24 protein-coding genes and 1 pseudogene are annotated in these 24,459 nt (G+C 63.8%); 21 read left to right on the top strand and 4 right to left on the bottom strand.

Annotated features, from left to right (window positions below):
- The first annotated feature begins 86 nt into the window (after positions 1 to 86).
- Positions 87 to 1,043 (top strand): hypothetical protein, encoded by a 957-nt coding sequence (locus VARPA_RS29555; protein ID WP_013544268.1) that lies wholly within the window; start codon positions 87 to 89, stop codon positions 1,041 to 1,043.
- Between the two features lie 27 nt (positions 1,044 to 1,070).
- On the opposite strand, the gene VARPA_RS29550 is transcribed toward VARPA_RS29555, so the two are convergent.
- Complete coding sequence (locus tag VARPA_RS29550) at positions 1,071 to 1,745, bottom strand: response regulator transcription factor (protein WP_013544267.1); 675 nt, start codon at positions 1,743 to 1,745, stop codon at positions 1,071 to 1,073.
- A 62-nt stretch (positions 1,746 to 1,807) separates the two neighbouring features.
- Positions 1,808 to 2,293 carry a MarR family winged helix-turn-helix transcriptional regulator gene (locus VARPA_RS29545; RefSeq protein ID WP_013544266.1) on the bottom strand — a complete coding sequence of 162 codons (486 nt, stop codon included), beginning with the start codon at positions 2,291 to 2,293 and terminating at the stop codon, positions 1,808 to 1,810.
- A gap of 147 nt (positions 2,294 to 2,440) precedes the next feature.
- Between VARPA_RS29545 and recA the strand changes: the two genes are divergently transcribed.
- The 3 genes from recA to VARPA_RS29530 are packed head-to-tail and all read left to right on the top strand — an operon-like array spanning position 2,441 to position 4,480.
- Positions 2,441 to 3,553, top strand: a complete 1,113-nt coding sequence (gene recA / locus VARPA_RS29540; RefSeq protein WP_013544265.1) for a recombinase RecA — start codon at positions 2,441 to 2,443, stop codon at positions 3,551 to 3,553.
- Between the two features lie 53 nt (positions 3,554 to 3,606).
- The gene (gene recX, locus VARPA_RS29535; protein ID WP_013544264.1) at positions 3,607 to 4,068 is read left to right on the top strand and encodes a recombination regulator RecX; all 462 of its coding nucleotides are present in this window, start codon (positions 3,607 to 3,609) and stop codon (positions 4,066 to 4,068) included.
- A complete protein-coding gene (locus tag VARPA_RS29530) occupies positions 4,049 to 4,480 on the top strand; it encodes a hypothetical protein (RefSeq protein ID WP_013544263.1) in 432 nt (143 codons plus the stop codon). Before recX ends, VARPA_RS29530 begins: the two co-directional genes overlap by 20 nt.
- Positions 4,481 to 4,490: 10 nt before the next feature.
- Here VARPA_RS29530 and yiaA read toward each other — a convergent pair whose 3' ends face one another.
- A complete protein-coding gene (yiaA, locus tag VARPA_RS29525; protein ID WP_013544262.1) occupies positions 4,491 to 4,931 on the bottom strand; it encodes an inner membrane protein YiaA in 441 nt (146 codons plus the stop codon).
- 117 nt (positions 4,932 to 5,048) lie between these two features.
- On the opposite strand from yiaA, the gene VARPA_RS29520 reads away from it, so the two are divergent.
- Positions 5,049 to 5,777, top strand: a complete 729-nt coding sequence (locus tag VARPA_RS29520) for a hypothetical protein (protein ID WP_013544261.1) — start codon at positions 5,049 to 5,051, stop codon at positions 5,775 to 5,777.
- A 24-nt stretch (positions 5,778 to 5,801) separates the two neighbouring features.
- On the opposite strand, the gene argC is transcribed toward VARPA_RS29520, so the two are convergent.
- A complete protein-coding gene (argC, locus tag VARPA_RS29515) occupies positions 5,802 to 6,725 on the bottom strand; it encodes an N-acetyl-gamma-glutamyl-phosphate reductase (RefSeq protein WP_013544260.1) in 924 nt (307 codons plus the stop codon).
- A 206-nt stretch (positions 6,726 to 6,931) separates the two neighbouring features.
- On the opposite strand from argC, the gene sucC reads away from it, so the two are divergent.
- From sucC to VARPA_RS29435, 16 genes and pseudogenes are all read left to right on the top strand, one after another.
- Positions 6,932 to 8,098: an ADP-forming succinate--CoA ligase subunit beta gene (sucC, locus tag VARPA_RS29510; RefSeq protein ID WP_013544259.1), complete on the top strand. Its 1,167-nt coding sequence runs from the start codon at positions 6,932 to 6,934 to the stop codon at positions 8,096 to 8,098.
- A 10-nt stretch (positions 8,099 to 8,108) separates the two neighbouring features.
- On the top strand, positions 8,109 to 9,002 hold the full coding sequence (sucD, locus tag VARPA_RS29505; RefSeq protein WP_013544258.1) for a succinate--CoA ligase subunit alpha: 894 nt from the start codon (positions 8,109 to 8,111) through the stop codon (positions 9,000 to 9,002).
- Between the two features lie 118 nt (positions 9,003 to 9,120).
- Positions 9,121 to 9,804 (top strand): TerC family protein, encoded by a 684-nt coding sequence (locus VARPA_RS29500; RefSeq protein ID WP_013544257.1) that lies wholly within the window; start codon positions 9,121 to 9,123, stop codon positions 9,802 to 9,804.
- Between the two features lie 28 nt (positions 9,805 to 9,832).
- Complete coding sequence (locus VARPA_RS29495; RefSeq protein WP_013544256.1) at positions 9,833 to 10,642, top strand: Stp1/IreP family PP2C-type Ser/Thr phosphatase; 810 nt, start codon at positions 9,833 to 9,835, stop codon at positions 10,640 to 10,642.
- A gap of 70 nt (positions 10,643 to 10,712) precedes the next feature.
- Positions 10,713 to 11,366, top strand: a complete 654-nt coding sequence (locus tag VARPA_RS29490; RefSeq protein WP_013544255.1) for an FHA domain-containing protein — start codon at positions 10,713 to 10,715, stop codon at positions 11,364 to 11,366.
- A 54-nt stretch (positions 11,367 to 11,420) separates the two neighbouring features.
- Positions 11,421 to 13,673, top strand: coding sequence for a CHASE2 domain-containing protein (locus VARPA_RS29485; RefSeq protein WP_013544254.1), 2,253 nt, complete (start codon positions 11,421 to 11,423; stop codon positions 13,671 to 13,673).
- A gap of 53 nt (positions 13,674 to 13,726) precedes the next feature.
- Positions 13,727 to 14,530, top strand: coding sequence for a 3',5'-cyclic-nucleotide phosphodiesterase (locus VARPA_RS29480; RefSeq protein ID WP_041943096.1), 804 nt, complete (start codon positions 13,727 to 13,729; stop codon positions 14,528 to 14,530).
- A 204-nt stretch (positions 14,531 to 14,734) separates the two neighbouring features.
- A complete protein-coding gene (locus VARPA_RS29475) occupies positions 14,735 to 15,256 on the top strand; it encodes a pilin (protein ID WP_013544252.1) in 522 nt (173 codons plus the stop codon).
- A 101-nt stretch (positions 15,257 to 15,357) separates the two neighbouring features.
- Positions 15,358 to 16,220, top strand: a pseudogene (locus tag VARPA_RS31810) (IS3 family transposase); the annotation flags it as partial.
- Positions 16,221 to 16,532: 312 nt separating this feature from the next.
- Positions 16,533 to 16,871, top strand: coding sequence for a hypothetical protein (locus VARPA_RS31495; RefSeq protein ID WP_167330567.1), 339 nt, complete (start codon positions 16,533 to 16,535; stop codon positions 16,869 to 16,871).
- Positions 16,868 to 17,521, top strand: coding sequence for a GspH/FimT family pseudopilin (locus VARPA_RS29460; RefSeq protein WP_013544249.1), 654 nt, complete (start codon positions 16,868 to 16,870; stop codon positions 17,519 to 17,521). The genes VARPA_RS31495 and VARPA_RS29460 overlap by 4 nt, the downstream gene beginning before the upstream one ends.
- Positions 17,522 to 17,574: 53 nt before the next feature.
- Entirely contained in the window at positions 17,575 to 18,174 is a 600-nt protein-coding gene (gene pilV / locus VARPA_RS29455) for a type IV pilus modification protein PilV (RefSeq protein WP_234974894.1), read from the top strand.
- Positions 18,171 to 19,178: a PilW family protein gene (locus tag VARPA_RS29450; protein ID WP_013544247.1), complete on the top strand. Its 1,008-nt coding sequence runs from the start codon at positions 18,171 to 18,173 to the stop codon at positions 19,176 to 19,178. Before pilV ends, VARPA_RS29450 begins: the two co-directional genes overlap by 4 nt.
- On the top strand, positions 19,175 to 19,816 hold the full coding sequence (locus tag VARPA_RS29445) for a PilX N-terminal domain-containing pilus assembly protein (protein ID WP_013544246.1): 642 nt from the start codon (positions 19,175 to 19,177) through the stop codon (positions 19,814 to 19,816). Before VARPA_RS29450 ends, VARPA_RS29445 begins: the two co-directional genes overlap by 4 nt.
- A 5-nt stretch (positions 19,817 to 19,821) precedes the next feature.
- Positions 19,822 to 20,334, top strand: coding sequence for a type IV pilin protein (locus VARPA_RS29440; protein ID WP_049794564.1), 513 nt, complete (start codon positions 19,822 to 19,824; stop codon positions 20,332 to 20,334).
- A 143-nt stretch (positions 20,335 to 20,477) separates the two neighbouring features.
- Complete coding sequence (locus VARPA_RS29435; protein WP_234974889.1) at positions 20,478 to 24,389, top strand: pilus assembly protein; 3,912 nt, start codon at positions 20,478 to 20,480, stop codon at positions 24,387 to 24,389.
- The last annotated feature ends 70 nt before the right edge of the window (positions 24,390 to 24,459 follow it).

Raw genomic sequence — 24,459 nt, 5'->3', positions numbered from 1 at the left:
AACCCGCGCTGCGCCTGTTGCTCGGGTGCCCGGTTGTAGTCTCTGCGCGCAGTTTCTGCAATTCGAAAAATCTCAGGGAGTGAATCATGAAAACCAAGTCATTGGGCGGCTGCCCGCGGCCGTTCTGGATCGTTGCGGTCGTGCTGGCCGCGGGAGCTGGTGTTACGGCGTGCGGTGGTGGTGGGGGCGGTGGCGGTGGAGGGATGCCGCTGTTGCCGCTACTGCCATCGACCCCTCCGGCGCCCGCACCGTCGCCTGCCCCCGCACCTGCGCCCGCAGCGAACCGAGATCCCGTGCCGGGCAGTGAGCCACTGCCGTCGCTGAGCGCGCCCCAACCCGGTTCCACCGCGGCGGTGGGCAACGACAGTGAAGGCATCTACGGCTCGCTGCTCAACCTCGGCTTCGTCGGGGCTGACGGCGGCGTGGCCGCCAAGTTCGTCGTCGGCACGCTGTGGGGGTCGATCAAGGTAACGGGACTTGATTGGACCTTCAACCCCGACACGCTGCACTACTTCATCGATGCCTCACCGGTCACGGGCTCCGGTACTTTCGTGCCGAAGAAGACGATGAAGGGGACCTATGCCTACGGCTCGCGGGCGCCATCGGATTTCGGCCCCCTCGGCTATGCCGCGGAGAACGCGCTGGCGGTGTCGCAGGAGAGCGTGATCGGCAAGTGGGCCAATACGGACACGAGCTTCGGGATCAGCATCACGATCGAGGTAGACGACAAGGGCGTATTTACCGGCCAGACGGCTGGTTCGCAGATCGGCACTTGCAGTATCTCGGGCACGATCACACAGGCTCAGTCCGGCACGGCCAAGAACATGTACGGCCTCGTCTTGAACGCGGCCCACGCCGCTGCCGAGGCCAAGGACGTCTGCAAGCTCAACGCCAATCCCAACTTCCCCTACAAGGGGTTCGCTGCGATCGGCCTTGCGCCTGCCGGCTTCTTCGACAGCAATGGCTTCTTCCGCAACATCATGTTCCTGGTTCGGACCAGCGACGGCGCGACGTTGTCGGCGGGTCTGCGCAAGCAGCCGTAGCGAGGTGTGGCGTGGATCGGGGGCTTGTCAGCCCGGGATTTTTTCGAGGCAATAACCCAGTCCGCGAACCGTCGCGATGCGCACCGGGCCCTTCTCGATCTTCTTGCGCAGACGGTGGATGTAGACCTCGATCGCGTTGAGGCTCACCTCTTCGCCCCATTCGCACAGACGGTCGACCAGCTGGTCCTTGCTCACCAGCCGGCCGGCGCGCTGCAGCAGCACTTCGAGCAGGCCGAGTTCGCGGGCCGAGAGCTCGATCATCTTGCCGTCGATGGTCGCCACGCGGCCGGCCTGGTCGTAGACCAGCGGGCCATGGCGGATCGCGTTGCTGGTGGCGCCCATGCCGCGGCGGGTGAGGGCGCGCACGCGCGCTTCGAGTTCCTGCAGGCTGAAGGGCTTGGCCATGTAGTCGTCGGCGCCGTGGTCCAGGCCCTTGACGCGCTCCTCGACGCTGTCGGCGGCGGTCAGCACCAGCACGGGCAGTTGCGAGCCGCGGGCGCGCAGGCGCTTGAGGATCTCGATGCCGTGCAGGCTGGGCAGGCCCAGGTCGAGGATGAGCAGGTCGAACTCGCTGTGTGTCATGAGCGCGGTGTCGGCCTGCGAGCCGTTGGCCACGTGGTCGACCGCCGCACCCGAGGTGCGCAGGCTGCGCAGCAGGGCATCGGCGAGCACCTGGTCGTCTTCGGCAATCAGTATTCGCATGAGCCACCTCCGGCCGGTTCGGGCGCCATGCCGGCGCCATTCACTTTGTCTCTCGGCCGAGTCTAGCCCGCCGTATAGGCTTCGAGACCGATGGTTACCACGGTGGCGATCTCGTCGCCGACGCTGCTGCGGAACTCGCGCTCGGCCTGCGTTACCGCGCTGCGGAAGGCGTCGAGCCAGGCGAGGCCGTCGGCGGTGAAGAGCACGCGCCGCGCCCGCGCATCGAGCGGATCGGGGCCGCGCGTGACCAGACCCCAGGCCTCGCACTGATCCACCAGCGCGCCCATCGCCTGCTTGGTCATGCCGGCGCGCTCGGCCAGCTCGGTGAGGCGCGAGCCCTCGCGCGCGAGATGCCGGGTGATATGGATGTGCGCGGCGCTCACCTGGGCGCGCGCGGCGAGGTTCGAAAGGGCGAGCGGCACGTCGACGTCGTGCGCCATCAGTTCCAGCACGCGCTCGTCGAAACGGCGCATCGCATGGCCCAGCAGGCGGCCCAGGTGGGTCTGTCGCCAGGCGTCGGGATCGGTCGGGAAAGCAGCTTCGGCCATGGCGCCAGATGGTAAAGCAAACTGACCAAAAAATGGGTTTACGAAAACCCATGAGCCTCTACACTACTGTTCAAGCATCCAGCCTGTGGTTAAAAGCAGATGGATGGAAACCAGACACAAACCGTTGATTTTCAAGGAGATTTCCACATGGACGCAGTCGTCAAGGGCGCAAGCATCTCGGTCGCCAACAGTGAAAAGGCCAAGGCCCTGCAAGCCGCGCTGGCCCAGATCGAAAAGCAGTTCGGCAAGGGCACGATCATGCGGCTGGGCGAAGGCGAGGCGCTGGAAGACATCCAGGTGGTCTCCACCGGCTCGCTCGGCCTGGACATCGCCCTGGGCGTCGGCGGCTTGCCGCGCGGCCGGGTGATCGAGATCTACGGCCCGGAATCGTCGGGCAAGACCACGCTCACGCTGCAGGTCATCGCCGCCATGCAGAAGCAGGCCGGCACCTGCGCTTTCGTCGACGCCGAACACGCGCTCGACGTGCAGTACGCCCAGAAGCTCGGCGTGAACCTGTCCGACCTGCTGATCAGCCAGCCCGACACCGGTGAACAGGCGCTCGAAATCGTCGACTCGCTGGTGCGCTCGGGCGCCGTGGACCTGATCGTCATCGACTCGGTCGCCGCGCTCACGCCCAAGGCCGAAATCGAAGGCGAAATGGGCGACTCGCTGCCCGGCCTGCAGGCTCGCCTGATGAGCCAGGCGCTGCGCAAGCTCACCGCCACGATCAAGAAGACCAACTGCATGGTCATCTTCATCAACCAGATCCGCATGAAGATCGGCGTGATGTTCGGTTCGCCTGAAACCACCACCGGCGGCAATGCGCTGAAGTTCTACGCCTCGGTGCGCCTGGACATCCGCCGCATCGGCACCATCAAGAAGGGCGACGAGGCCATCGGCAACGAAACCAAGGTGAAGGTGGTGAAGAACAAGGTCTCGCCCCCGTTCAAGACGGCGGAGTTCGACATCCTCTTCGGCGAAGGCATCAGCCGCGAAGGCGAAGTCATCGACATGGGCGTCACCGCCAAGATCGTCGACAAGTCGGGCGCCTGGTACGCCTACAACGGCGAGAAGATCGGCCAGGGCCGTGACAACGCCCGCGAATTCCTGCGCGAGAACCCCGAGCTGTCGCGCGAGATCGAGAACAAGGTGCGCGAGTCGCTGGGCATTCCGCTGCTGGCCGCCGATGCAGGGTCGGAGCCGGAAAAGGCCGAGAAGCCTGCCAAGGCGCCCAAGGCCGACAAGGCGGCGGCGGAGTAAGAGTTCGATGGCGGCCCTTCGCGAGTTTCACGGGCCGCGCGAGCGAACCCCGGATGGCTTTCGGCGCCCCCTCTCTCAAAGGCCGCGCGCTGCGGCTCCTGAGCCAGCGCGAGCATTCGCGCGCGGAGCTGGAGCGCAAGCTGGCAAAGCACGAAGAAGAGCCCGGCACGCTGGCGAAGGCGCTCGACGAACTGGTCGCCAAGGATTTCATCAGCGAGCCGCGCGTGGTGGCCTCGGTGCTGAACCAGCGGGCCGCCCGATCGGGCGCATTGCGGGTGCGGCAGGAGCTGCAGGCCAAGGGCATTGCGCCCGAAGCCATCGCCGAGGCGGTGGCCAGCCTGCAGGACACCGAGGTCGAACGCGCCACGGCCCTGTGGCGCCGCCGTTTCGATGCGCCGCCGGCCGATGCGAAGGAGCGCGCGAAGCAGATGCGATTCCTGATGGCGCGCGGTTTCTCGGGCGCCGTCGTGTCCAAGGTGCTCAGGAGCGATTTCGATGAATCAGCAGACGAATGAAGATCGCGGCGCGCAGTCGCGCGTCATCGTGCAGCGCGTGGCTTGCGAATGGCGCCGCGCCTACCGGGTCGCCGCCGACCCGACGCGGTTGCCCGACTGGGCCAGCGGGCTCGCCAAGAGCGCGCTGCTGCCGCAGGGCGACCACTGGATCGTGCGCACGCCCGAGAGCGGCGATGCCCGCATGCGCTTCGCGCCCGCCAACGACTTCGGCGTGCTCGACCACTGGGTCGCGCCCGAAGGCGTGCCCGAGGTCTACCTGCCGTTTCGCGTGATCGGCGTGGCGCCGGATGCCTGCGAGCTGCAGTTCACGCTGCTGCGCCAGCCGCACATGGACGACGCGGCCTTCGAGCGCGATGCCGCGTGGATCGCGCGCGACCTGCAGGCGCTGAAGCGGTTGCTCGAAGCCGGCTGAGCCGGCGGCTTCAGTTGGCCTCGGGCGTGTCGTCGAACGCCGGGGCCTCGCCCTTGTGCGCCGCGATGTCGCGCACGTTCTTCTGCACCGCCACCGCGCCGAAGAGGCTCAGCAGGAAGGCCATGGCGTAGAAGCCTTTTTCGCTGGCCGCCAGCGTGGCGTTGAAGAGGCCGACCGAAAGCAGGGCGACCGACAGCAGCAGCGAGATCCAGCACAGGCCGTAGTAGATGCCGGTCACGGTCATGCCCTCGATGCGGTCGCGCACGGTCTTTTGCAGCGACACGGCGGAGAAGAGGCCGTACATGAGGATGGTGAAGTAGTAGCCCTTCTCGTTGAGCTGCATCGAGGCGTTCCAGAGCCCGATCAGGTAGACGATGGCGCCGATGATCAGCGCGGCCCAGGAGGCGGCGACAAATGCGCCGGTCGGTTTCTGAAATTTGACTGTTGCCATGGCGATCCCTCTCCTCGTTGTGATGTGGGCGCGATTATGGTGTTGGATGTCGATGGCATGATCTGCGGCGACCGGCCTCGTGCGAGGCGGCGTGAAAAAAAACCGGAGGAGCTTCCCGTGTCATCTGAACCCGTCAACCAACCCTCTCTCGTCCGCACCGGCGCCAAGGCCGGGCTTTCCTTCGCCGGATCGGTCATCAAGGGCGGACTGCTCGGCGTGGTGCTCGGTGGCGGTGTCTTCTTTTTCTACCTGAGCCAGTTGAACGGGCCGGGCAATACAGCGGCGCGGGCCGGCGGTGCCGGGGCCATCGTGGCGCTCGTCACTTCGCCGCCGGTGCTGGTCGCGGTGCTGCTGCTTCTGTTCGTGGTCGTCTACACGATGCTGGGCGTGCACCAGGGCCGCGCCAAGGCGATGCAGCACCTGGTCGCAGCGCGTGGCGAGGCGGTGTCGCAGCGGCTGGCCGGCGCTGTCGCGGGCCGCATCGAGGCGATGCCGCGTACGCACGGTGCGCTGCAACGCACGGCCGACTGGCTGTCGGTCGATGCGTTGACCAAGCAACTCGCGCCGGTGCTGGGCGAGGGCAAGGCGGTGCGATCGGTGGTGGCCTTCGTGCTGAACCGCCTGCCATTGAGCGACATGCTGGCCGAGTGGCAGCAAGGCCGCGCCGCGCAAGGGGAGCCGGTGGAGGGGGAGGGCGCGGCGCAAGACCCGGCGCTTCGCGCGCTGCTCACGCGCGGCATCAACGAGACGCTGCAGGAGATGTCGACGCCTTCACGCAAGCCGCTCTATATAGCGCTGGGCGCGCACGCCGTCCTGCTGGGCGTGGGCCTCTGGCTCGTCAGGTAACCGAAGAAGAGGGATGCGTGGCGCTCAGAGCGCCAGCATCAGCTTCAGGTTTTGTACCGCGGCGCCGCTGGCGCCCTTGCCGAGGTTGTCCAGGCGCGCGATCACCACGGCATGGCGGTGGTCTTCGTTCGGGAACACGCGGATCTCGAGCTGGTTGGTGTCGTTGAGCGCCAACGCGTCGAGCTTGCCGCTCTCGGTGGGTGGCAGCACCTTCACGAACTGCTCGGGCGTGTTGCTGCGCGCGTAGTGCGCGGCCAGCGCCGCTTGCAGGTCGCCCGACTTCGGCTTGCCGGGCAGCAGGTCGAGGTGCAGCGGCAACTGAACCAGCATGCCCTGCTTGAAATTGCCCACCGAAGGAATGAAGACTGGCCGGCGCGTGAGGCCGGTGTACGCCATGATTTCGGGGATGTGCTTGTGCTTCAGGCCCAGCGCGTAGGTCTCGAACAGCGGCGCCTTGCCGCTCTCGTACTCCTCGATCATGGCCCGGCCGCCGCCCGAATAGCCGCTCACCGAGGGCAGCGACAGCGGGAAGTCGACCGGCAGGATGCCCGCATCGACCAGCGGACGCACCATGGCGATGGCGCCGGTCGCGTAGCAGCCGGGGTTGCCGACGCGGTCGGCCTTCGCCACGGCCTGCCAGTGGCCTTCGACCAGTTCAGGGAAGCCGAACACCCAGCCGGGCGCCACGCGATGCGCGGTGGAAGCGTCGATGATCTTGGGTTTCTTGGCCGGCAGCTGGTCGATCAGTGCGACCGATTCGCGGGCTGCGTCGTCGTGCAGGCAGAGCACCACGAGGTCGACGCCGGCCATGAGTTCGCGCTTGGCGTTCACGTCCTTGCGCAGCTCGGGCGCGATGCTCACGAGCTCGATCTGCGGCATCGTCTGCAGCCGCTCGCGAATCTGAAGGCCGGTGGTGCCGGCTTCGCCGTCGATGAAAACCTTGGCCATATCGGAGTGTGCGTAGAGGGGCTAGAAGAAAGTACGTATTGACCGCAACCGCACGTCGAGTATTGGTGCGGCGCACCATGATACAGTCCGCGGTTGTTCGTCGCCCCCAGCCGTCAGGCTGCCGTCGCCCGCGAGCAACAGAGCCAAAGAAGCCTCAGACCCCAGATCTCCCGTTCTCAACTTCCTCCTTCCGAGAGACATCCCTCATGAAGATTCACGAGTACCAAGGCAAGGAAATCCTTGCCAAGTTCGGCGTGCCGGTGCCGCGCGGCATCCCGGCATACACGGTTCAGGAGGCTGTCGAAGCCGCCCAGAAGCTTGGAGGCCCGGTCTGGGTCGTCAAGGCCCAGATCCACGCGGGTGGCCGCGGCAAGGGCGGCGGCGTCAAGGTCGCCAAGTCGATCGAAGACGTCAAGAAGCTGGCCGGCGAAATCCTCGGCATGCAGCTCAAGACCCACCAGACCGGCCCCGAAGGCCAGAAGGTGCGCCGCCTCTACATCGAAGATGGCGCCGACATCAACAAGGAATACTACGTTTCGGCCGTGACCGACCGCGCGACCCAGAAGGTCGCATTCATCGCTTCGAGCGAAGGCGGCATGGACATCGAGGAAGTGGCTCACTCCTCGCCCGAGAAAATCATCACCGTGTTCGCGGACCCCGAAAAGGGCCTGACCGACGAACAGGCCAAGCAGATTGCCGACGGCATCGGCATGCCGGCCGACTCGACCGCGCAGACGGTCGACATCCTCAAGAAGCTCTACGCCTGCTACATGGAGACGGACGCCTCGCTGGTCGAGATCAACCCGCTCAACCGTGACAGCAAGGGCAACGTCATGGCGCTGGACGCCAAGTTCAACTTCGACAGCAACGCGCTGTTCCGCCACCCCGAAATCGTGGCCCTGCGCGACCTCGACGAAGAAGACGCGGCCGAAGTCGAGGCTTCGAAGTTCGACCTCGCCTACATCTCGCTGGACGGCAACATCGGCTGCCTGGTGAACGGTGCCGGCCTGGCCATGGCGACCATGGACACCATCAAGCTGTTCGGCGGCGAGCCGGCCAACTTCCTGGACGTGGGCGGCGGCGCCACCCCCGAGAAGGTCACCGAAGCCTTCAAGATCATGCTGAAGAACAAGAACGTGGAAGCCATCCTCGTGAACATCTTCGGCGGCATCATGAAGTGCGACACCATCGCCACTGGCGTGATCGCAGCCTGCAAGGCCGTGAATCTGCAAGTGCCGCTGGTCGTTCGCATGAAGGGCACCAACGAAGTCGAAGGCAAGAAGCTGCTGGCCGATTCGGGCCTGCCGATCATCAGCGCCGACACCATGGCGGACGCGGCCCAGAAGGTCGTCGCAGCAGTCAAGAAGGCCTAAGGAAAAAGTCATGTCGATCTATATCAACAAAGACACCAAAGTCATCACGCAAGGCATCACCGGCAAGACCGGCCAGTTCCACACCGAGAAGTGCCAGGAATACGCGAACGGCAAGAACGCCTTCGTGGCGGGCGTGAACCCGAAGAAGGCCGGCGAGTCGATCTTCAACATCCCGATCTTCGGTTCGGTGAAGGAAGCCGCTTCGCAAACCGGCGCCACCGTGTCGGTGATCTACGTGCCGCCGGCAGGCGCCGCGGCCGCCATCTGGGAAGCTGTCGAAGCCGACCTCGACCTGGCGATCTGCATCACCGAAGGCATTCCGGTTCGCGACATGCTCGAAGTGCGCAACAAGATGAAGGCCAAGGAAGCGGCCGGCGGCAAGAAGACCTTGCTGCTGGGCCCGAACTGCCCCGGCCTCATCACGCCCGACGAAATCAAGATCGGCATCATGCCCGGCCACATCCACCGCAAGGGCCGCATCGGCGTGGTCTCGCGCTCGGGCACGCTGACGTATGAAGCCGTGGCGCAACTGACCGAAATCGGCCTCGGCCAATCGTCGGCAGTGGGCATTGGCGGCGACCCGATCAATGGCCTGAAGCACATCGACGTGATGAAGGCCTTCAACGACGATCCGGACACCGACGCCGTCATCATGATCGGCGAAATCGGCGGCCCCGACGAAGCCGACGCAGCCCGCTGGTGCAAGGAACACATGAAGAAGCCGGTCGTCGGCTTCATCGCCGGTGTTACCGCTCCTCCCGGCAAGCGCATGGGCCACGCCGGCGCCCTGATCTCGGGCGGTGCCGACACGGCGGACGCCAAGCTCGCCATCATGGAAGAGTGCGGCTTCACCGTGACGCGCAACTTCTCGGAGTTGGCCAAGCTGCTCAAGGCCAAGCTGTAAGAGACGGGTGCAGGACACCGGCCACAGAGCCGGGTCATGCGAGGACCACAGAAATAAAAAAGCGCCCGCACTCGATTGCGGGCGCTTTTTTCAAATAAAACACAGTGGGATCAGAGACATGGAACTCCTTCAAAGCACAGATTTCTGGATCGGTCTGGTCAAGATCATCTGGATCAACATCATTCTTTCGGGCGACAACGCCGTGGTGATCGCCATGGCGGCGCGCTCGCTGCCGCCTGCGCAGCAGAAAAAGGCCGTGCTGTTCGGCTCGGGCGCGGCCGTGGTGCTGCGGATCGTGCTGACGGTGGTGGCGGCCAAGCTGCTGGCGCTGCCTTACCTGCAGATCGTCGGCGGCCTGCTGCTGCTGTGGATCGGCCTGCAACTGCTGAGCGAAGAAGACGACGGCGAGGGCGAATCCAAGGAATACGGCAGCATGATGGTCGCGGTGCGCACCATCCTCCTGGCCGACCTGGTGATGAGCCTGGACAACGTGATCGCCGTCGCGGCGGCCGCGCAGGGCAGCATGGTCCTGCTGGTCCTGGGCCTGGCGATCAGCATTCCCCTGGTCATTTTCGGCAGCACGCTCATGATCAAGCTCATGGAGCGCTTCCCGATCATCGTCATGCTGGGCGCCGCGCTGATCGGCTGGGTCGGCGGCGAAACCATCGTGAGCGACGTCGCGCTGCGCGACGTGCTGGTGGCCAACCCCTGGTTGCACTACGCGGCGGCTGCCGCCGGTGCGGTGTTCGTCGTGGCCGCGGGCCGCTTGCTGCAACGGCGTGCCCACGCCGCTGCACACTGAGCCTTTAGCCGGCCGACGCACGCAGACCATGGCGAGCCTCGGCGCATCCCTTTTCTCGAACCGGCCAGCGCTGTGCTGGGAATACGCCGCGCTGACCGACACCGGCCGCGTGCGCGCCCACAACGAGGATGCCGTCCACGTCGACCCCGCGCTCGGGCTGGCCGTGCTGGCCGACGGCATGGGCGGCTACAAGGGCGGCGAGGTCGCGAGCGCCATGGCCGTGTCGCTGGTGCATGCCAGCTTCGGCCGCTGGTTCGCCCAGGGCGGGCCGCAGGCGCCGGCGCGCGTGGTGCGCCGGGCGCTGCAGGCCGCCACGGACGAGGCGAATGCATCGATCCTCCATGCCGGCACGACCCAGGAAGCACTGCAGGGCATGGGAACGACGCTGGTGCTGGCGGCCTTCCAGACGCAGCGCGTGCTGGTCGGCCACATCGGCGATTCGCGCTGCTATCGCCTGCGCAACAACAAGCTGGAATTGCTCACGCGCGACCATTCGCTGCGCCAGCAGCAGCTCGATGCCGGCGCCATCACCGCCGAGGAAGCCCTGAGTTCGCCCACCCGCAACCTCGTGACACGGGCGGTCGGCGTGGAGGCCCAGGTCTTGCTGGAGATGCATGAACACAGCGCCAGACCCGGTGATCTCTATATGCTTTGCTCCGACGGGCTCAGCGAGATGGTGACCGATGCGCAGCTCTTCACGCTTTTAGAACACGATGCCGGCCTTCAGAAAAAAGCGCAACTTTTGGTTGCAATTGCAAACGACAATGGCGGCCGGGACAACATTTCGGTTGTTCTGGCAAGGGCGGACGTTGGCGACACGTCCCGCATGGCCGGGTAGCAGGCCTGGGCGGCAACCAGCCGCCGCGCTTGCAGTCGATACAGTTCTGCACTTTGGGGGGTAGCCGGCAATGCCGAAGATGATCATTTCGGTCGATGGCGTTGTCATCGGGCAAGTGGCGCTCGCCAAGGACCGCACGACGCTGGGTCGGCGCGCCTACAACGACATCGTGATCGACAACCTGGCGGTCAGCGGCGAGCATGCCGTGCTGCACATGAGCGATGGCGAAGTCCAAATTGAAGATCTCAACAGCACCAACGGCACGTACGTCAATGCGCTGGCCGTCCAGAAGCAGACGCTCGAGGACAACGACGTCATCGAGGTCGGCGGCTGCCGCATCCACTTTCGCGCCCGCAGCAACCTGGCCGTCGGCGCTTCTTCCTCGACACGCACGGCGCCGGGCGAGTTCTCCACTTCCATCCCGCTGTCTTCGGCACCCACGGAATCCGGTGCGCTCATCGAACTGGGCGTTCCGATGCTTCGCGTGCTCTCAGGCGGCAGCGACAACCACGATGTGCCGCTGCAGAAAGTGGTCACCACCATCGGCAAGCCCGGCGTGGCCGTCGCGGTCGTCACGCGCCGTCGGCAGGGCTACGTGGCCGCCAGCGTCATCGGCGATGTCACGCTCAACGGCGCGGTGCTCGGCACCGATGCCGTCGCCTTGCAGGAGCGCGACGTGCTCGAACTCGGCGGCGCCACGCGCATGCAGTTCGTGCGGGTCTGAGCGTCTTCTTCCTCTCATTTCACGGTGCGGCGCAGGCCGGCTGATCGAGGCGCCATGAACGCGCTGCAGCGGCATTGGCCGCGCATTGTCATCACGCTGCTGCCGGTGCTGCTGGCGCTGGCGCATGCCACCGGCCTCTGGCAGTTGTCGACCCTCGAACGCCTCGACCACCTGATCTACGACATGCGCCTGCGCGCCACCATGCCGCGGACGCTGGACACGCGCGTCGTGATCGTCGATGTCGACGACGCGAGCCTCGCGCGCCAGGGGCAATGGCCCTGGGCGCGCGACACGATGGCGCGCCTGACGACCGAGCTCCTGGTTCGCCAGCAGGTGGCCGTGCTCGGATTCGACGTCATGTTCCTCGAGCCCGACCGGAGTTCGGGCCTCCAGAGGCTGCGCCAGATCGCGAGCGGGCCGCTGCGCAACATGACCGGTCTCGCCGCTGAGATCGAACGGCTCGCGCCCACGCTCGACCACGACATCACCTTCGCCGCGGCACTGCACAACCGGCGCGTCGCACTCGGCTACTACTTCACCCGGACGCCGGTGCCGAGCGCCAAAGGGCAATTGCCGTCCGCGCCGCTGCTGCCGCCCGACACCTTTCCGAAAGGCGCCTGCTACGCCACGGCCTGGAGCGGCTTCGGCGCCAGCCTGCCGATGCTGGCGGAAGCCGCGCCCGTCGCGGGCTTCCTGAACACGCTGATCGGCGAGACCGGCGACGGCGTCATTCGCAGCGTGCCGCTCATCGCGCGCTACGAAGGCGAGCACGCGAACCCCGGCTACTACGAGTCGCTGGCCCTGGCCGTCTACCGGCTTGCGAACGGATCGCCGCCGGTGCGGCCGCTCCTCGCGCCGGGCGGCGCCATGCAGCGGCTCGACTCGCTGGCGCTCGGACGCCTGCGCATTCCCGTCGACCAGAACGCCAGCATGCAGGTGCCGTTTCGCGGACCCGGCGGCGCGGACGGCGGCTCGTTCCGCTACGTGGCGGCCGCCGATGTGGTCGAAGGCCGGCTCGCGCCCGGCGAGTTGAAGGACAAGATCGTGCTCATGGGCGCGACGGCGCCCGGCCTGCAGGACCTGCGCGCGACGCCCGTCGGTGCGGCGTTTCCGGGTGTCGAGGTGCACGCCAACATCGTCTCGGGCCTGCTCGATCAGCGCCTGCTCGCCGTGCCGGACTACGCGCCCGGCTACGAGGTGCTGACGGTGCTGGTCGCGGGGTTCGTGCTGGCGTTCGGACTGTCGCTGCTGTCGGCGCCGCGTGCCGTGCTGCTGGGCGCGGGAACGGCCGCGGTGCTGATCGGCCTGAACACCTGGCTCTACATCGGCCACAGCCTCGTGCTGCCGCTCGCGTCGGCGCTCGTCATGACCGCGCTGGCCTTCGCGCTCAACATGAGCTGGGGCTACTTCGTCGAATCGCGTGCGCGGCGTGGGCTGGTGCGGCTCTTCGGCACCTACGTGCCGCCGCAACTGGTCGACGAAATGCTCGTGCGCCCGGGCAGCTACAGCATGCGCGCCGAGAGCAAGCAGATGACCGTCCTGTTCTGCGACATGCGCGACTTCACACGTCTCTCGGAGCAGATGGCGCCGGCCGAACTCCAGGCCTTCCTGAACACCGTTTTCAGCCGCCTCACCAACGTCATCAGCGCGCACCGCGGCACCGTCGACAAGTACATGGGCGATTGCGTCATGGCCTTCTGGGGCGCGCCGATCGACACGCCCGACCACGCCGCGCTGGCCGTGCGCGCGGCGCTCGACATGGCCGACGCCGTGCGCGACATCAACCGCATCCACCGCGCGGGCGGCCGCCCCGAGATCAGCGTGGGCATCGGCATCAACAGCGGCGTGATGAGCGTCGGCGACATGGGCTCGGCCGCGCGGCGCAGCTATACCGTGGTCGGCGACGCGGTCAATCTCGCGTCGCGGCTCGAAGGCCTGAGCGGGCACTACGGCGTCGAGATCGTGGCCAGCGGCACAACGCGCGACCTCGCGCCCGACTGCTGCACCTGGCAGGAACTGGACAGCGTGCTCGTCAAGGGCCGGGCGCAGGCCGTGGCCGTCTTCACGCCGCTCACCACCGAAGCCGCCATTGCGGCCCAGCGAACGGGGCAGTTGCAGCGCTGGAGTCAGGTGCTCGCGGCCTACCGCCGCCAAGACTGGGCCACCGGCCGGAACCTGCTCGCGCCCCTGCTCGCGGCCGATGCGAAAAAAGTCCTTTACCAGCTCTACGCCCAGCGTTTAGCCTCGATGGCGTTGCGGCCGCAAGACCCGGGCTGGGACGGCGCAACCCGGTTCGAAACCAAATGACGACAGACACCTGCGCATGCGCGCAGCCCAACACCTTCAAGGGGTCTCTCACAATGCAGGTTCGTGTGCTGGGTTGCTCAGGCGCCATCGCCAAAGACTGCCGCACGACCTCGTTCCTGGTCGACACGGACCTGCTCGTCGATGCCGGCACCGGCGTCGGCGACCTCACCCTCGACGAGATGGCGCGCATCGACGATGTCGTGCTCACCCACAGCCACCTCGACCACATCGCCGCGCTCCCGTTGATGCTCGACGCCGTCGGCAGCCGCCGCACCCAGCCGCTGCGCGTCCATGCGCTGCGCGCCACCATCGAGGCGCTGCGGGCGCATGTGTTCAACAACGTCATCTGGCCCGATTTCGAGAGCATCCCCAGCCCCGAAGCGCCGTTCGTGAGCTTTCACAACATCTCGGTCGGCCAGGTGCTGCAACTGGGCACCAGCGCGCCCAAGCTCATCGAGGTGCTGCCGGCCGTCCACACCGTGCCCGCCTGCGGCTTTGCCGTGCGCCGCGCCACCGGCGGCGCGCATTGGGTTTTCAGCGGAGACACCGAGCGCAACGCGCCCTTCTGGGACCGCGTCAACGCGCTCGACGTGGCGATGCTGGTCATCGAAACGGCTTTCAGCAGCCGCGAGCAGGCGCTGGCGGAACGCAGCCTGCACCTGTCGCCCGAGGTGCTGGCCGATGAGCTGTCGCACATCGATCCGGGGAAGCGCTATCCGATCTACATCACGCACACCAAGCCGGCGGAAACCGAAGAAATCATGAGCCAGATCGAGACGCTGGCCGGGCGGCAGGTGGCGGGGCTGGCGCAGCGGGATATTCGCTGGCTGAAGGCGGATGGGATCCTGACTTTCTGATCACTCGCTGGCTGCGTGGCATGACAAATTTGTCACTGCATGTAGCATCTTGAAGCAAGTTGTGTCACATGGCGTAACGCCAATGTGAACAAAATTGACGATTTTGGTTGGTGCGGGCGGGAAAACCGGGTGGCACGGATGCTGCGGAAGGTACTGCGCTCCGGGCTGGTTCCCGGGCTCTACAACCAACCTGGAGTTTTTCTCATGAACGTTCGCAAGATTGCCCGCCGCGCACAGGCCGGCTTTACCCTTATCGAATTGATGATCGTTGTGGCGATCATTGGTATCTTGGCTGCTGTGGCTCTGCCTGCATACCAGCAATACACGGTGAAGGCTCGCATGTCGGAAGTGGTCCTTGCTGCCTCGGCTTGCCGCACAACGATTTCCGAAGGCGTTCAAAGCATGAACCCCACGGGCACTGGCACCGCAAATGGCTGGGGTTGCGAGGCGAACACTGCTGCTACAGCGGGCTCTGGCCCAACCAAAATGGTTCTCTCGATCACGACCAGTGCCGATGGCGTTGTGACGGTTCGTCCTGACTCAAGCGCTCTCGGCCAACCGACCGCGTTTGTTGCTGCAGACTTCGTGACCTTGACGCCGATGATTGCCGGCGCTGCTATTAATGTGACGACCGCAAGCACGGACCAAGGCAAGGCCATCCAAGAATGGAAGTGCGCTGGCTCCACCGCTGCAATTCAGAAGTACTTGCCTGGTTCCTGCAAGTAAGCTATCTCGCCCTGAGAAGCCGCCCTCGGGCGGCTTTTTTGCATTTGGGTGACCCGTCCTGAAAAGGGTTGACACCTTTTCCTTCAAGAAAAGGCAAGTCAATGGAATCGGGCGTCAAACGCACCCAGCGGGACTACACGCTGGCTTTTAAGCTGTCGGTGGTCGATCAAGTAGAAAAAGGCGACCTCACCTACAAACAGGCCCAGGAGCGCTACGGCATCCAGGGCCGCTCGACGGTGCTGGTGTGGCTGCGCAAGCATGGCCGCCATAGTTGGGGTTCGGCATCATCTCGGCTTCCCATGCCAGCACCGATCAAAAAATCCTCCTCTGCACCTGCTGCACCGCTGACTCCCGAGCAGAAGATCAAGGCCCTCGAAGTGCAGCTTCGGGAGGCCAACGAGAAGGCTCAGCTGTTCGAGGCCGTACTCGATGTCCTGAAGAAGGACTATGGGGTGCGTGTCGTAAAAAAGCCTTTGGGCAAGTCCTCTCGCAAAAGCTCCTCCCGGGGCTGAGCGTATCGAGGGCTTGCCGCCATTGGGGCGTCAGCCGCCAGGCGTACTACCAACAGCTTGAGCACCAGCAGCAATGCCGTGCCCGTTCTGACACGGTGATCGAGCTCGTTCGCTCGGTGCGCCTGCGCCAGCCCCGGCTGGGCGCGCGCAAGCTGCACCATCTGCTGAAGCAGCCGCTGCAGCAGGCCAACGCGAGTCTGGGACGCGATGCATTGCTGGACGTGCTGCGCGAAGCTCACATGCTGGTTCAGCCCAGGCGGGCGTACCACAAGACCACCGACAGCCATCACCGCTTCCGACGTCATCCCAACCTTCTCAAGCAGGGGCCCAACCAAGTGCGCCCTACCGGCAGCGAGCAAGTGTGGGTGGCTGACATCACATACCTGCCGACCGATCAGGGGTTCGTCTACCTCAGCCTGGTGACGGATGCGTGGTCACGCAAGATCGTGGGCCTGACTCATCCTGATCTGAACTCATTGGAATCGATAGGACGTCAAACGCACATGGTGCGACTACGCGCCGGCCTTTAGGGGCGGTGGTCGATCGATAGAAAAGCAAATTCAGCTACCGAGCACCAGCGCTATGGCGTCCAGAACGCTCAACTGAGTTCTGGGCTACCACAGGGCTGCATCTTGACGACATCTATGTCGCCCATGCCAAACCAATCAGCCAGAAGAAATCTTCCGCCGAGCGCGCCACAGCGCGGAAACCTCGCGCGCCAAAGCCTTTGACATCCGCCTTCACAAGGCCAATGAGGCTCTCAGTTGCTCGAGGCAGTGATCACTGCTAGCAAAGATCGCGTCTCGCACACTCCAAGGAGTTTGCCTGTTGCACGGAAGAAGCTGCTAGCGCATCAACACAGAGACGCCGCTGCTCAAGCAACCAAGGTCGCCAAGCGGCAGTTGTTATGCGACGAGCGGTTTTCGATTGAATGCACGCATCGAATAGCATTCAAAGTCACACAAGGAAACATTTTCAAAAAAGTGCAAATTGCCAAATGGATCGCCATGGCTTGCAGCTTCAAACGCGTCGAGTCGCAAAGCATTGCTATGTCCAGCATTGCGGCAAACGGTTTGCTGCAGCAGAGAAGTCGAATCGCATGAGTGCGACCAGCAGCGAAAACGCCAACGGGACTGGCTCAGTCTTATTTATGCGCATGACCTACTCCGATCTTCAACAGCCGCGCCGCCAACGTGGCCTGACGGCCATCGAGCTGCTCGTCACGCTCGCCATCCTGGCGATCCTGATCGGCCTTGCAGCGCCTTCGATGACGCGCTTCATCGTCCAGTGGCGCGCCTCCAATACCGTCAACGCACTGACCGGCTCCCTGCGCATCGCACGCACCGAAGCCATTGCCCGAGCGCGTCCGGTCGTCGTATGCCGCGTGGCCTCCAATACCTCCACGACCTGTTTGTCCACGGCAAGCACCACCGGATTCGCCAGCGGCTGGATCGTTTTCGTCAACAACGACCGCGACGCCAGCTTCGACTATTCCGCGACGGCGGATGAACTGCTGCTGCGGCAGGAGGCTCCCGCCGGCATCGCAAAGATCGTCCCGACGAATGCAAGCCGCTTCGTGTTCCTGCCCAACGGTCTGCTGAACGGCACGGCCACTGCAATCAACATCGAGGCAACGGGATTCAGCAGCGCCAGCGCCACGCCCTGGGCGCGCAAGGGCCTTTGCATCACCAAACCCGGCCGCGTCCGCTCCGTGGCGGATTCGGCCAGCTGCGACAGCGCCACCGAAGGATGAGATCGCCACGCCCAGCCGCTTCGGCGCAGCAGCCCCGACCTCTTTTCATGAACATGAAAACCCACAACACGCAGCGAGGCGCCACGCTCATCGAGGTGCTGGTGGCCATCGTCATCCTGGCGGTTGCACTGTTCGGCATGGCGGGGTTGACCTCCTCGGCGGCCAAGTACAACCAGTTCTCCCGCATGCGGGCCATCGGCCTGAGCCTGGTGGCCGACTACACGGAGCGCGCCCGCGCCAACTTGGCGGGCTTTTCGAACTACGCCTACACCGACGCCTACAACGCCAGTTCGCGCTCGACCGCCACTTCGGACCCCACGCGGGCACCCGTGGCTTGCCAGGTCGACACCTCCAACCCCGCTGCCCCGGTCAACACCTGTGATACAGCCATCGCGGACTATGACAAGTCCCAATGGCTTACCAATGTTGCCAATCGGCTGCCGGGTGGTACGGCCTACGTCACAGCCGATCTGACACCGGCCACGGCCGGCGTGAACGGCCTGCCGGCCACGCGCGTGCTGAACATCTGGCTGATCTGGACTGCCATCGAAGAGGGCACGGGCTTTTTTCAGCAACAGCAGCCCTGTCCTGTAGCAGCCAACATCGCCACGGGCACTTCCGTGAACTGCATGTACTTCCGGGTCACGCTATGAGAACGGCACGCCTTCTTTCGCTACGCCAGCGCCATGCCGCGGGGGGCTTTACCCTGCTCGAACTGCTGATCTCCGTGACGATCGGCCTGGTGATCCTGGCATCCAGCCTGTCGCTCTATGTCGCGTCCAGTCGTGGCAGCCAGATGTCCCAGGTCGAAACGCAGATGAACGAGGACGGGATCCTCGCGATCAACCTCATCCAGCAACAGCTCAAGCAGGCCGGCTATTCCCGGCAGATCATCCCGGCCGCAGGTGCCACGGTGATGGGGAACTACGCGGGTCCCGCGGTGCGCGGATGCGACGCAGGCTTCACCGATGCCAGCGTCGCCTTTGCCAGCCTGGCTTGCGCCACGAGCTCATCGGGCTCCGGCAGTGCGGCGATTGCCATCCGCTACGAGGCCACTGTCGACAACACGATGCGCACGACCGACACCATTCCTTTGGCGACGAATTGCGTAGGCAACCCTATCAATCCTGTGACCCCGTCCCAGGTGAGTCCCCAGCCCACGCCCGCGAGCGCGGCCGGCGTCTACGCCCTGGCCGACAACCGCTACTTGGTCACCGATGCGACCACTCAGCCCATGCTGTCGTGCCTCGGATCGGAGAAGAGCGGTACCAACAATGTCATTGGCACCTCGCAGCCGTTGCTGGCCAACGTCGAAAACATGCAGATCCTCTACGGTGTGGCCAGCCGCCCCAGTGCCGAACTGGCGGGCACCTACGACCTTCTGCGCCATCAGATCGTGCGCTACATGAGTGCAGGCGATATCGACGGGTTGACCAGCACCGGCGTGTTGCCCAACATCACCGAAGACCGCTGGGGCCGGGTCCTGAGCGTGCGGGTGTGCCTGCTCATGCGCAGCGGCCAACCCGTGAGAGACGCGCCCACGGGTGGCATGGCCTACAAGGACTGCAAGAACGTCGATGCGAGCAGCACCGATGGTTATCTGCGCAGGACCTACACCACCACGGTTCTGTTGAGAAATCGCGTGATTGCCCAATGAGCAAAATCCTCCACACCAATCCGGGCTCACGCGCCGCGTCGCGTCGCGCCTTCGATCGCCGCACTGCCGCACGGCTGGGCCGCCACTGCGGACGAGAGCGCGGCGTCGTGCTGGTCATCACCCTCATTCTGATCGTGATCCTCTCGCTGCTGGGCACCTTCGCCATTCGCAACGCCACCCAGAGCGAGCGCAGCATCAACGGCGTCCGTTCGACCGAAGTGGCCCGCGAAGCCGCGGAGACCGCCTTGCGCTTCTGCGAGCAGGTTGCGATCTTCGATGCCGATGGCAAGGACTACACCGAGTACAGCACCACCGGCCTGCGCGGCAAGATCGTCGCGACCACCATCGCCTCGGAATCCGATCCCGCAGCCGCATGGCGTACCGAGTCCAACTGGACCGGCACTGCCAACGTCATCGAAGTCCCGGCTGCTTTTTACAAGAACGACACCGGTGGCACTTCGCCGCTGAAAAATGCGCCGCTCTGCCTCATCCAGAAGATCAACAGCACCTCGACACCCAAGCTGACCGGCTACCTGATCACTGCCCGGGGCTTCGGCAATAACGCCAAGTTTCAATCCGGGAAGTCCACCCAAGGCGCCGAGGCGTGGATGCAGTCCGTGTTGACGAGCGCCAGTTGACCACCATGCACAAGTCCATCGCAGCCATGACACGTCAATCCTTCGAATCGCGCCGGTCCGGCCGCGGCTTCACCCTCATCGAAGTCATGATCGTCGTCGCGATCATCGGCATCTTGGCGATGATCGCCATGCCCAGCTACCAGGAGTACATGCGGCGGTCCAAACGCTCCGAGGCTCAAGGCGTCCTGATGGAGGCCGCGCAGTACATGCAGCGCTACTACTCGGCCAACGATCGCTACACCGTCACTGCGGGCAACGTCACCACACCGGCCGAGCAAAAGGTTGGTAGCGACAGCATGCTGCCTCCCGCTCTGCGCCAGTCGCCCAAGTCGGGCACCGCCAACTACAACATCGTCGTCTTCGCCGCCGACACGCCGCCCAGCTACTCCCTCAGGGCTACGCGTGCGGGCAGCATGGCAAGCGACAAGTGCGGCACGCTCACCTTGAACAGTCAGGGCGCCAAAGCCATCGTGGACCAAACGACAGGCGTGAACGTTGCCGACTGCTGGAAACAGTAATGCCGTAGCTCCTGCGCCACTGGCCTGAGCAACCGCCAAGACAACCGCGTCCCGAGAAGATTTTTTGCGGAAGGTACGGCCCGAGGGGCCCGCCGAGCGCACCCGACAACTCCCATGAAGCTCCATTCGAGAGGGAAGACCGCATGACTGCCAAGATTCAATTTCCTGTTCCGGCACCGGCCAAGGCAGCGCGTGCGCGCGTGAACCTGCTGCTGACGACCCTTGGCCTCGTTGCGACCTGGCTGGCCGCGACCCTGCCTGCTGGCGATGCGCTCGCTGCCACCGCACCGAGTCAGGCGCCCCTGTATAGCGCCGTGCCGGGCGCCAAGCCCAATTTGATGTTCGTGCTGGACAACTCTGGTTCAATGGGATTTGAATTTCAGGAAGGGTATTCGATGCCCAACAGTTGCCAAGGCTCGAGCTGCAATTACGCGTGGTATCGAATGCGCTCAAGTGATGTCAATACGCAGTATTACAACCCTTCAACCACGTATCCCAAAAGAATTGCATCGACAGGCGTCGAGCTGACTAATCCCATTGCCTTCGTAGACAATCAAACTTCTGGTCAGTTTTTCATAAATACCCCAAGTGTCGATTACACGTGGGGGCTTGATCGATTTGGAAGGCCTAATAGCGGGGTATATGTTCCTTACTACACTGCTTATACAGACAAAAATTCAGTTCCATCAAGCGCCAAATTTACTTATGTGCAATGCAGCAATAGTAATTGCTCAAGCCGCGTAACTGTAGAGTTGACCAATCCCCTCAGTGCCAGCAACGTTAATCTTCCAGCAGATCATAAGCGCACGGATTGTGGAAAGACTACGACCACCTGCACGCCGGCGCTGGAACTTCAGAATGTTCTGAATTGGTATCAGTGGTATCGCAATCGCGTGCTTGCTGTCGGAACAGCGGTGGGCCAGGCGATGCAAAGCTACGACAGCAAATTCCGGGTAGGGTACACCCAATACAATTACACCGACACCCGCAACCAAAGCAATGGCACGGCAGACAGTATTGTGCGGGGAGTCCGGTATTTCAACGACGACGCAAAGAACGCGGGCAACAATTGGAAAACGCAATTTTATGATTGGATCTACGGCGTCATCCCGGCAGGATCGACGCCGAGTCACAATGCGTTGTCTCTTGCAGCCAATTATTACTCCAGCAGTGGCAGTAACAAGTCTACCTTCGGCAATCCGTGGAAAAACGATCCAACGAGTTCGGGGGATACGGATACCAAAAACGATTTGAGCTGTAGGCGTGCTTATTCCATTGTTTTGTCCGACGGCGCATGGAATAACTCAACCTCGAAAAATGCCGATTCCAAATATGCCAGCATCGATGGACTTTTCAATTACAGCGGCAATCCGTCGGGAAATGCCGCTACCCTCAAATACAACCCCAAGGGGGCTACGGGCTACGACAGCAGCGACTCCGCAAAAAAACTGATTGCACGTAATCTTTATATTCCCTATTCCGATGGCGGGGCCAGCAGCAAAGGTTTTGCGGACTTGACGGCTCGATATTTTTGGAATACGGATTTTTCCAGTCTGCTTGACAACGTTCCTGGCATTGAAGGCCAGCACAATCCGACGTTCTGGCAAAACATGACCACCTACACCATTGGTTGGGGATTGACGCCATCCGGCGATTTGGGAACAACGGGCGGGTTGACTTGGGACAGCATCAACAAATACAACAACGACTGGCTTGCAGGACGAGCAGCTACACAGCCCAGCTGGGCAGACGGCAAATCAAGTGTCGACCTGAACAGTGAAAATACGAGCGATGCCTTGCGCGTGAACGATTTCATCCGCGCAGGCTTTACCGGCGGCGGTCGTTCCTACAGCGTTTATTCGGGCGATGACGTTCGCCGGGCGCTCGACAATGCATTGAGCGGCATGGTGGGTTCCGGCAACGACGCCGGCGTGGCGGTGTCAGGCAACAGCAGCGAATTCCAGACGCTGGAAAACCAATACAAGTACACGACCGAATACCAGACCTCGGACAACAGCGGCGACATCAAGGCTTTTCAGCTGAACGCCAATGGCGGCTACCTCAACGTGGAAACCGGCAAGCCGATACCAGCCTGGTCTGCCAACACCAAGATGCCGACTGTGGCGAATCGGAAGATCTTTTCGTTGTCGAACTATGACGCCAGCCAGCCCGATTGGGCGGCGAACAAGCGTGTGGCGCTGACCTACAGCACGAGGCTCGACGGCCTGCCAACGGATCTCAGGGCATTGCTGAACACCGACAGCCTGCAGCGGCTTGATACCGGCTTCATCCGCTACATGCTGGGCGAAGACCCGCAGACGGATATCAACGGCACCATCTACCGCTCGCGCAGGCAGCCGATCGGCGCCTCGGTCAATTCGCCACCGGTGTTCGTGGGCGGGCGCATCGACATGGGCTACAGCATCTACGGCGCGGTGGACGGCAAGGACCTGTATGCCGCCTACAAGGCGAAGAAGACGTCGTTGCCGCCCACCATCTTCGCCGCCACCAACAACGGCAAGGTGCATGTGCTGAACGCCGCCAAGAACGACACCGCGCAGGGGGGAATCCCGGTCGGCACGGAACTGGCCGAATTCATGCCCAAGGGTTCCATGGCTTCGCAGATCGATCTGGCAAACACCAACTTCCGTTTCCGCTACACGCTGGACGGTCCGCTGGTGGAGCAGGACGTGTACGACGGAAACAGCCGGACTCCCGCTGGCGGGGCAGCCGCTTGGCGCCAGATCGTGGTGGGCACCGGAGGACGCGCGGGCAACTTCATGTATGGCCTGGAGTCGCCCATGAACGCGGCGGACCGGATACCGACCAAGGATCACTTTCTCTGGGAGCTCAGCGACAAGACGACCGATTACGGCGATCTGGCCAACGTGACCAACAACCCTACGGCCGGCCAATTGAACGACGGCACCTGGGTCGTGTTGAGTGGGAGCGGGCAGTACGGGGGCAGCGCCAAGAAGGTGGGGCTGTACGTGGTGGAGGCGATCACCGGCAAACGCAGGGCGTTCATTCCGCTGCCGGCAGGCTATGGCTCCGACGCTGCCGACGGCGGCAATCGCGGCTTAGGCGGTGTGGTTGCGGTGCGCGACACCAACCGCAAGATCGTGGCTGCCTATGCAGGCGACGCCAACGGCAACCTGTGGCGCTTCGACCTGCGCGTCGCGAGCTTTGGGGTGTCCTACAACAGGCCGCTTTTCACCACCCCGGGCGGCAAGACTCAGCCCATCTACGCCACGCCTACCTGGCAGACCCACCCGGGCGATGCGACTGCGTGCACGTACAGCACCACTTCCCAGTGCGGTGCCATCGTGGTGGTGGGCACCGGCATCCTCCTTGACGAGGGCGACCTGACAAAGCCGGCTACGAAGCAGGCCATCTACGGCATCTGGGACCAGACACCGATCGGGAGCGGTGACAAGTCCGGCTTCGGCAAGGTCGCGCTCACGGACCTGGTGGCGCAAACCATCGACCTGACCTCGGCGAAGGATGGGACCGGCATCGAGGCCGGCAAGAAGTTCTACCAGGTCAGCTCCAATCCTGTCGACTGGAAGACGAAGAAGGGCTGGCTGCTGAATCTTGGTGTGATTCCCTACCCAGGCACCATGACGGACGGCGAGCGGGTGGTGGGTGATTTGGCCAACCTGGGCAGCAGCGTCATGATCACGTCCTTCCTCCCGGAGGACAAGAACCTGAGCGTCGAGTCCTGCACGGCCACCGCCAGCCTGCCCAACATCATCTACGTACTGGATGCGCTGACGGGCAAGAACAAGTACTCCTTCGACGTGGACTCGAACGGCAGTTTCGATCTCTTTTCGATCGTTTCGATTCCCGCTGGCGGCTTCACGCGCGGCAACGTGAGTTCGCGCAATTTGATCGGCCAGCCCAACGAAGGCCGGCCGGACCTGAAGCCCGATGCCGATTGCACCAACGAGACCGGTTACCTCACGGGCGTGGGCGGTACGCAGAAAGCCGGGGATGGCTGTGCTGCCAAAGGCTGGCGCCGCAGCTGGCGTTCGGTGGTCTCACCACCTTTCTGAGACCGGCCGCCTTTCGCGCTCACCCGATTCGCGCAGGGGCGTGGCGATAGGGTGAGTGTTGATCCCCCGG

Origin of the sequence: Variovorax paradoxus EPS, assembly GCF_000184745.1 — a bacterium.
GTDB lineage: Bacteria > Pseudomonadota > Gammaproteobacteria > Burkholderiales > Burkholderiaceae_C > Variovorax > Variovorax paradoxus_C.
Note: the sequence above shows the minus strand (reverse complement) of the source record. Positions and strands in the feature narration are given on the sequence as shown.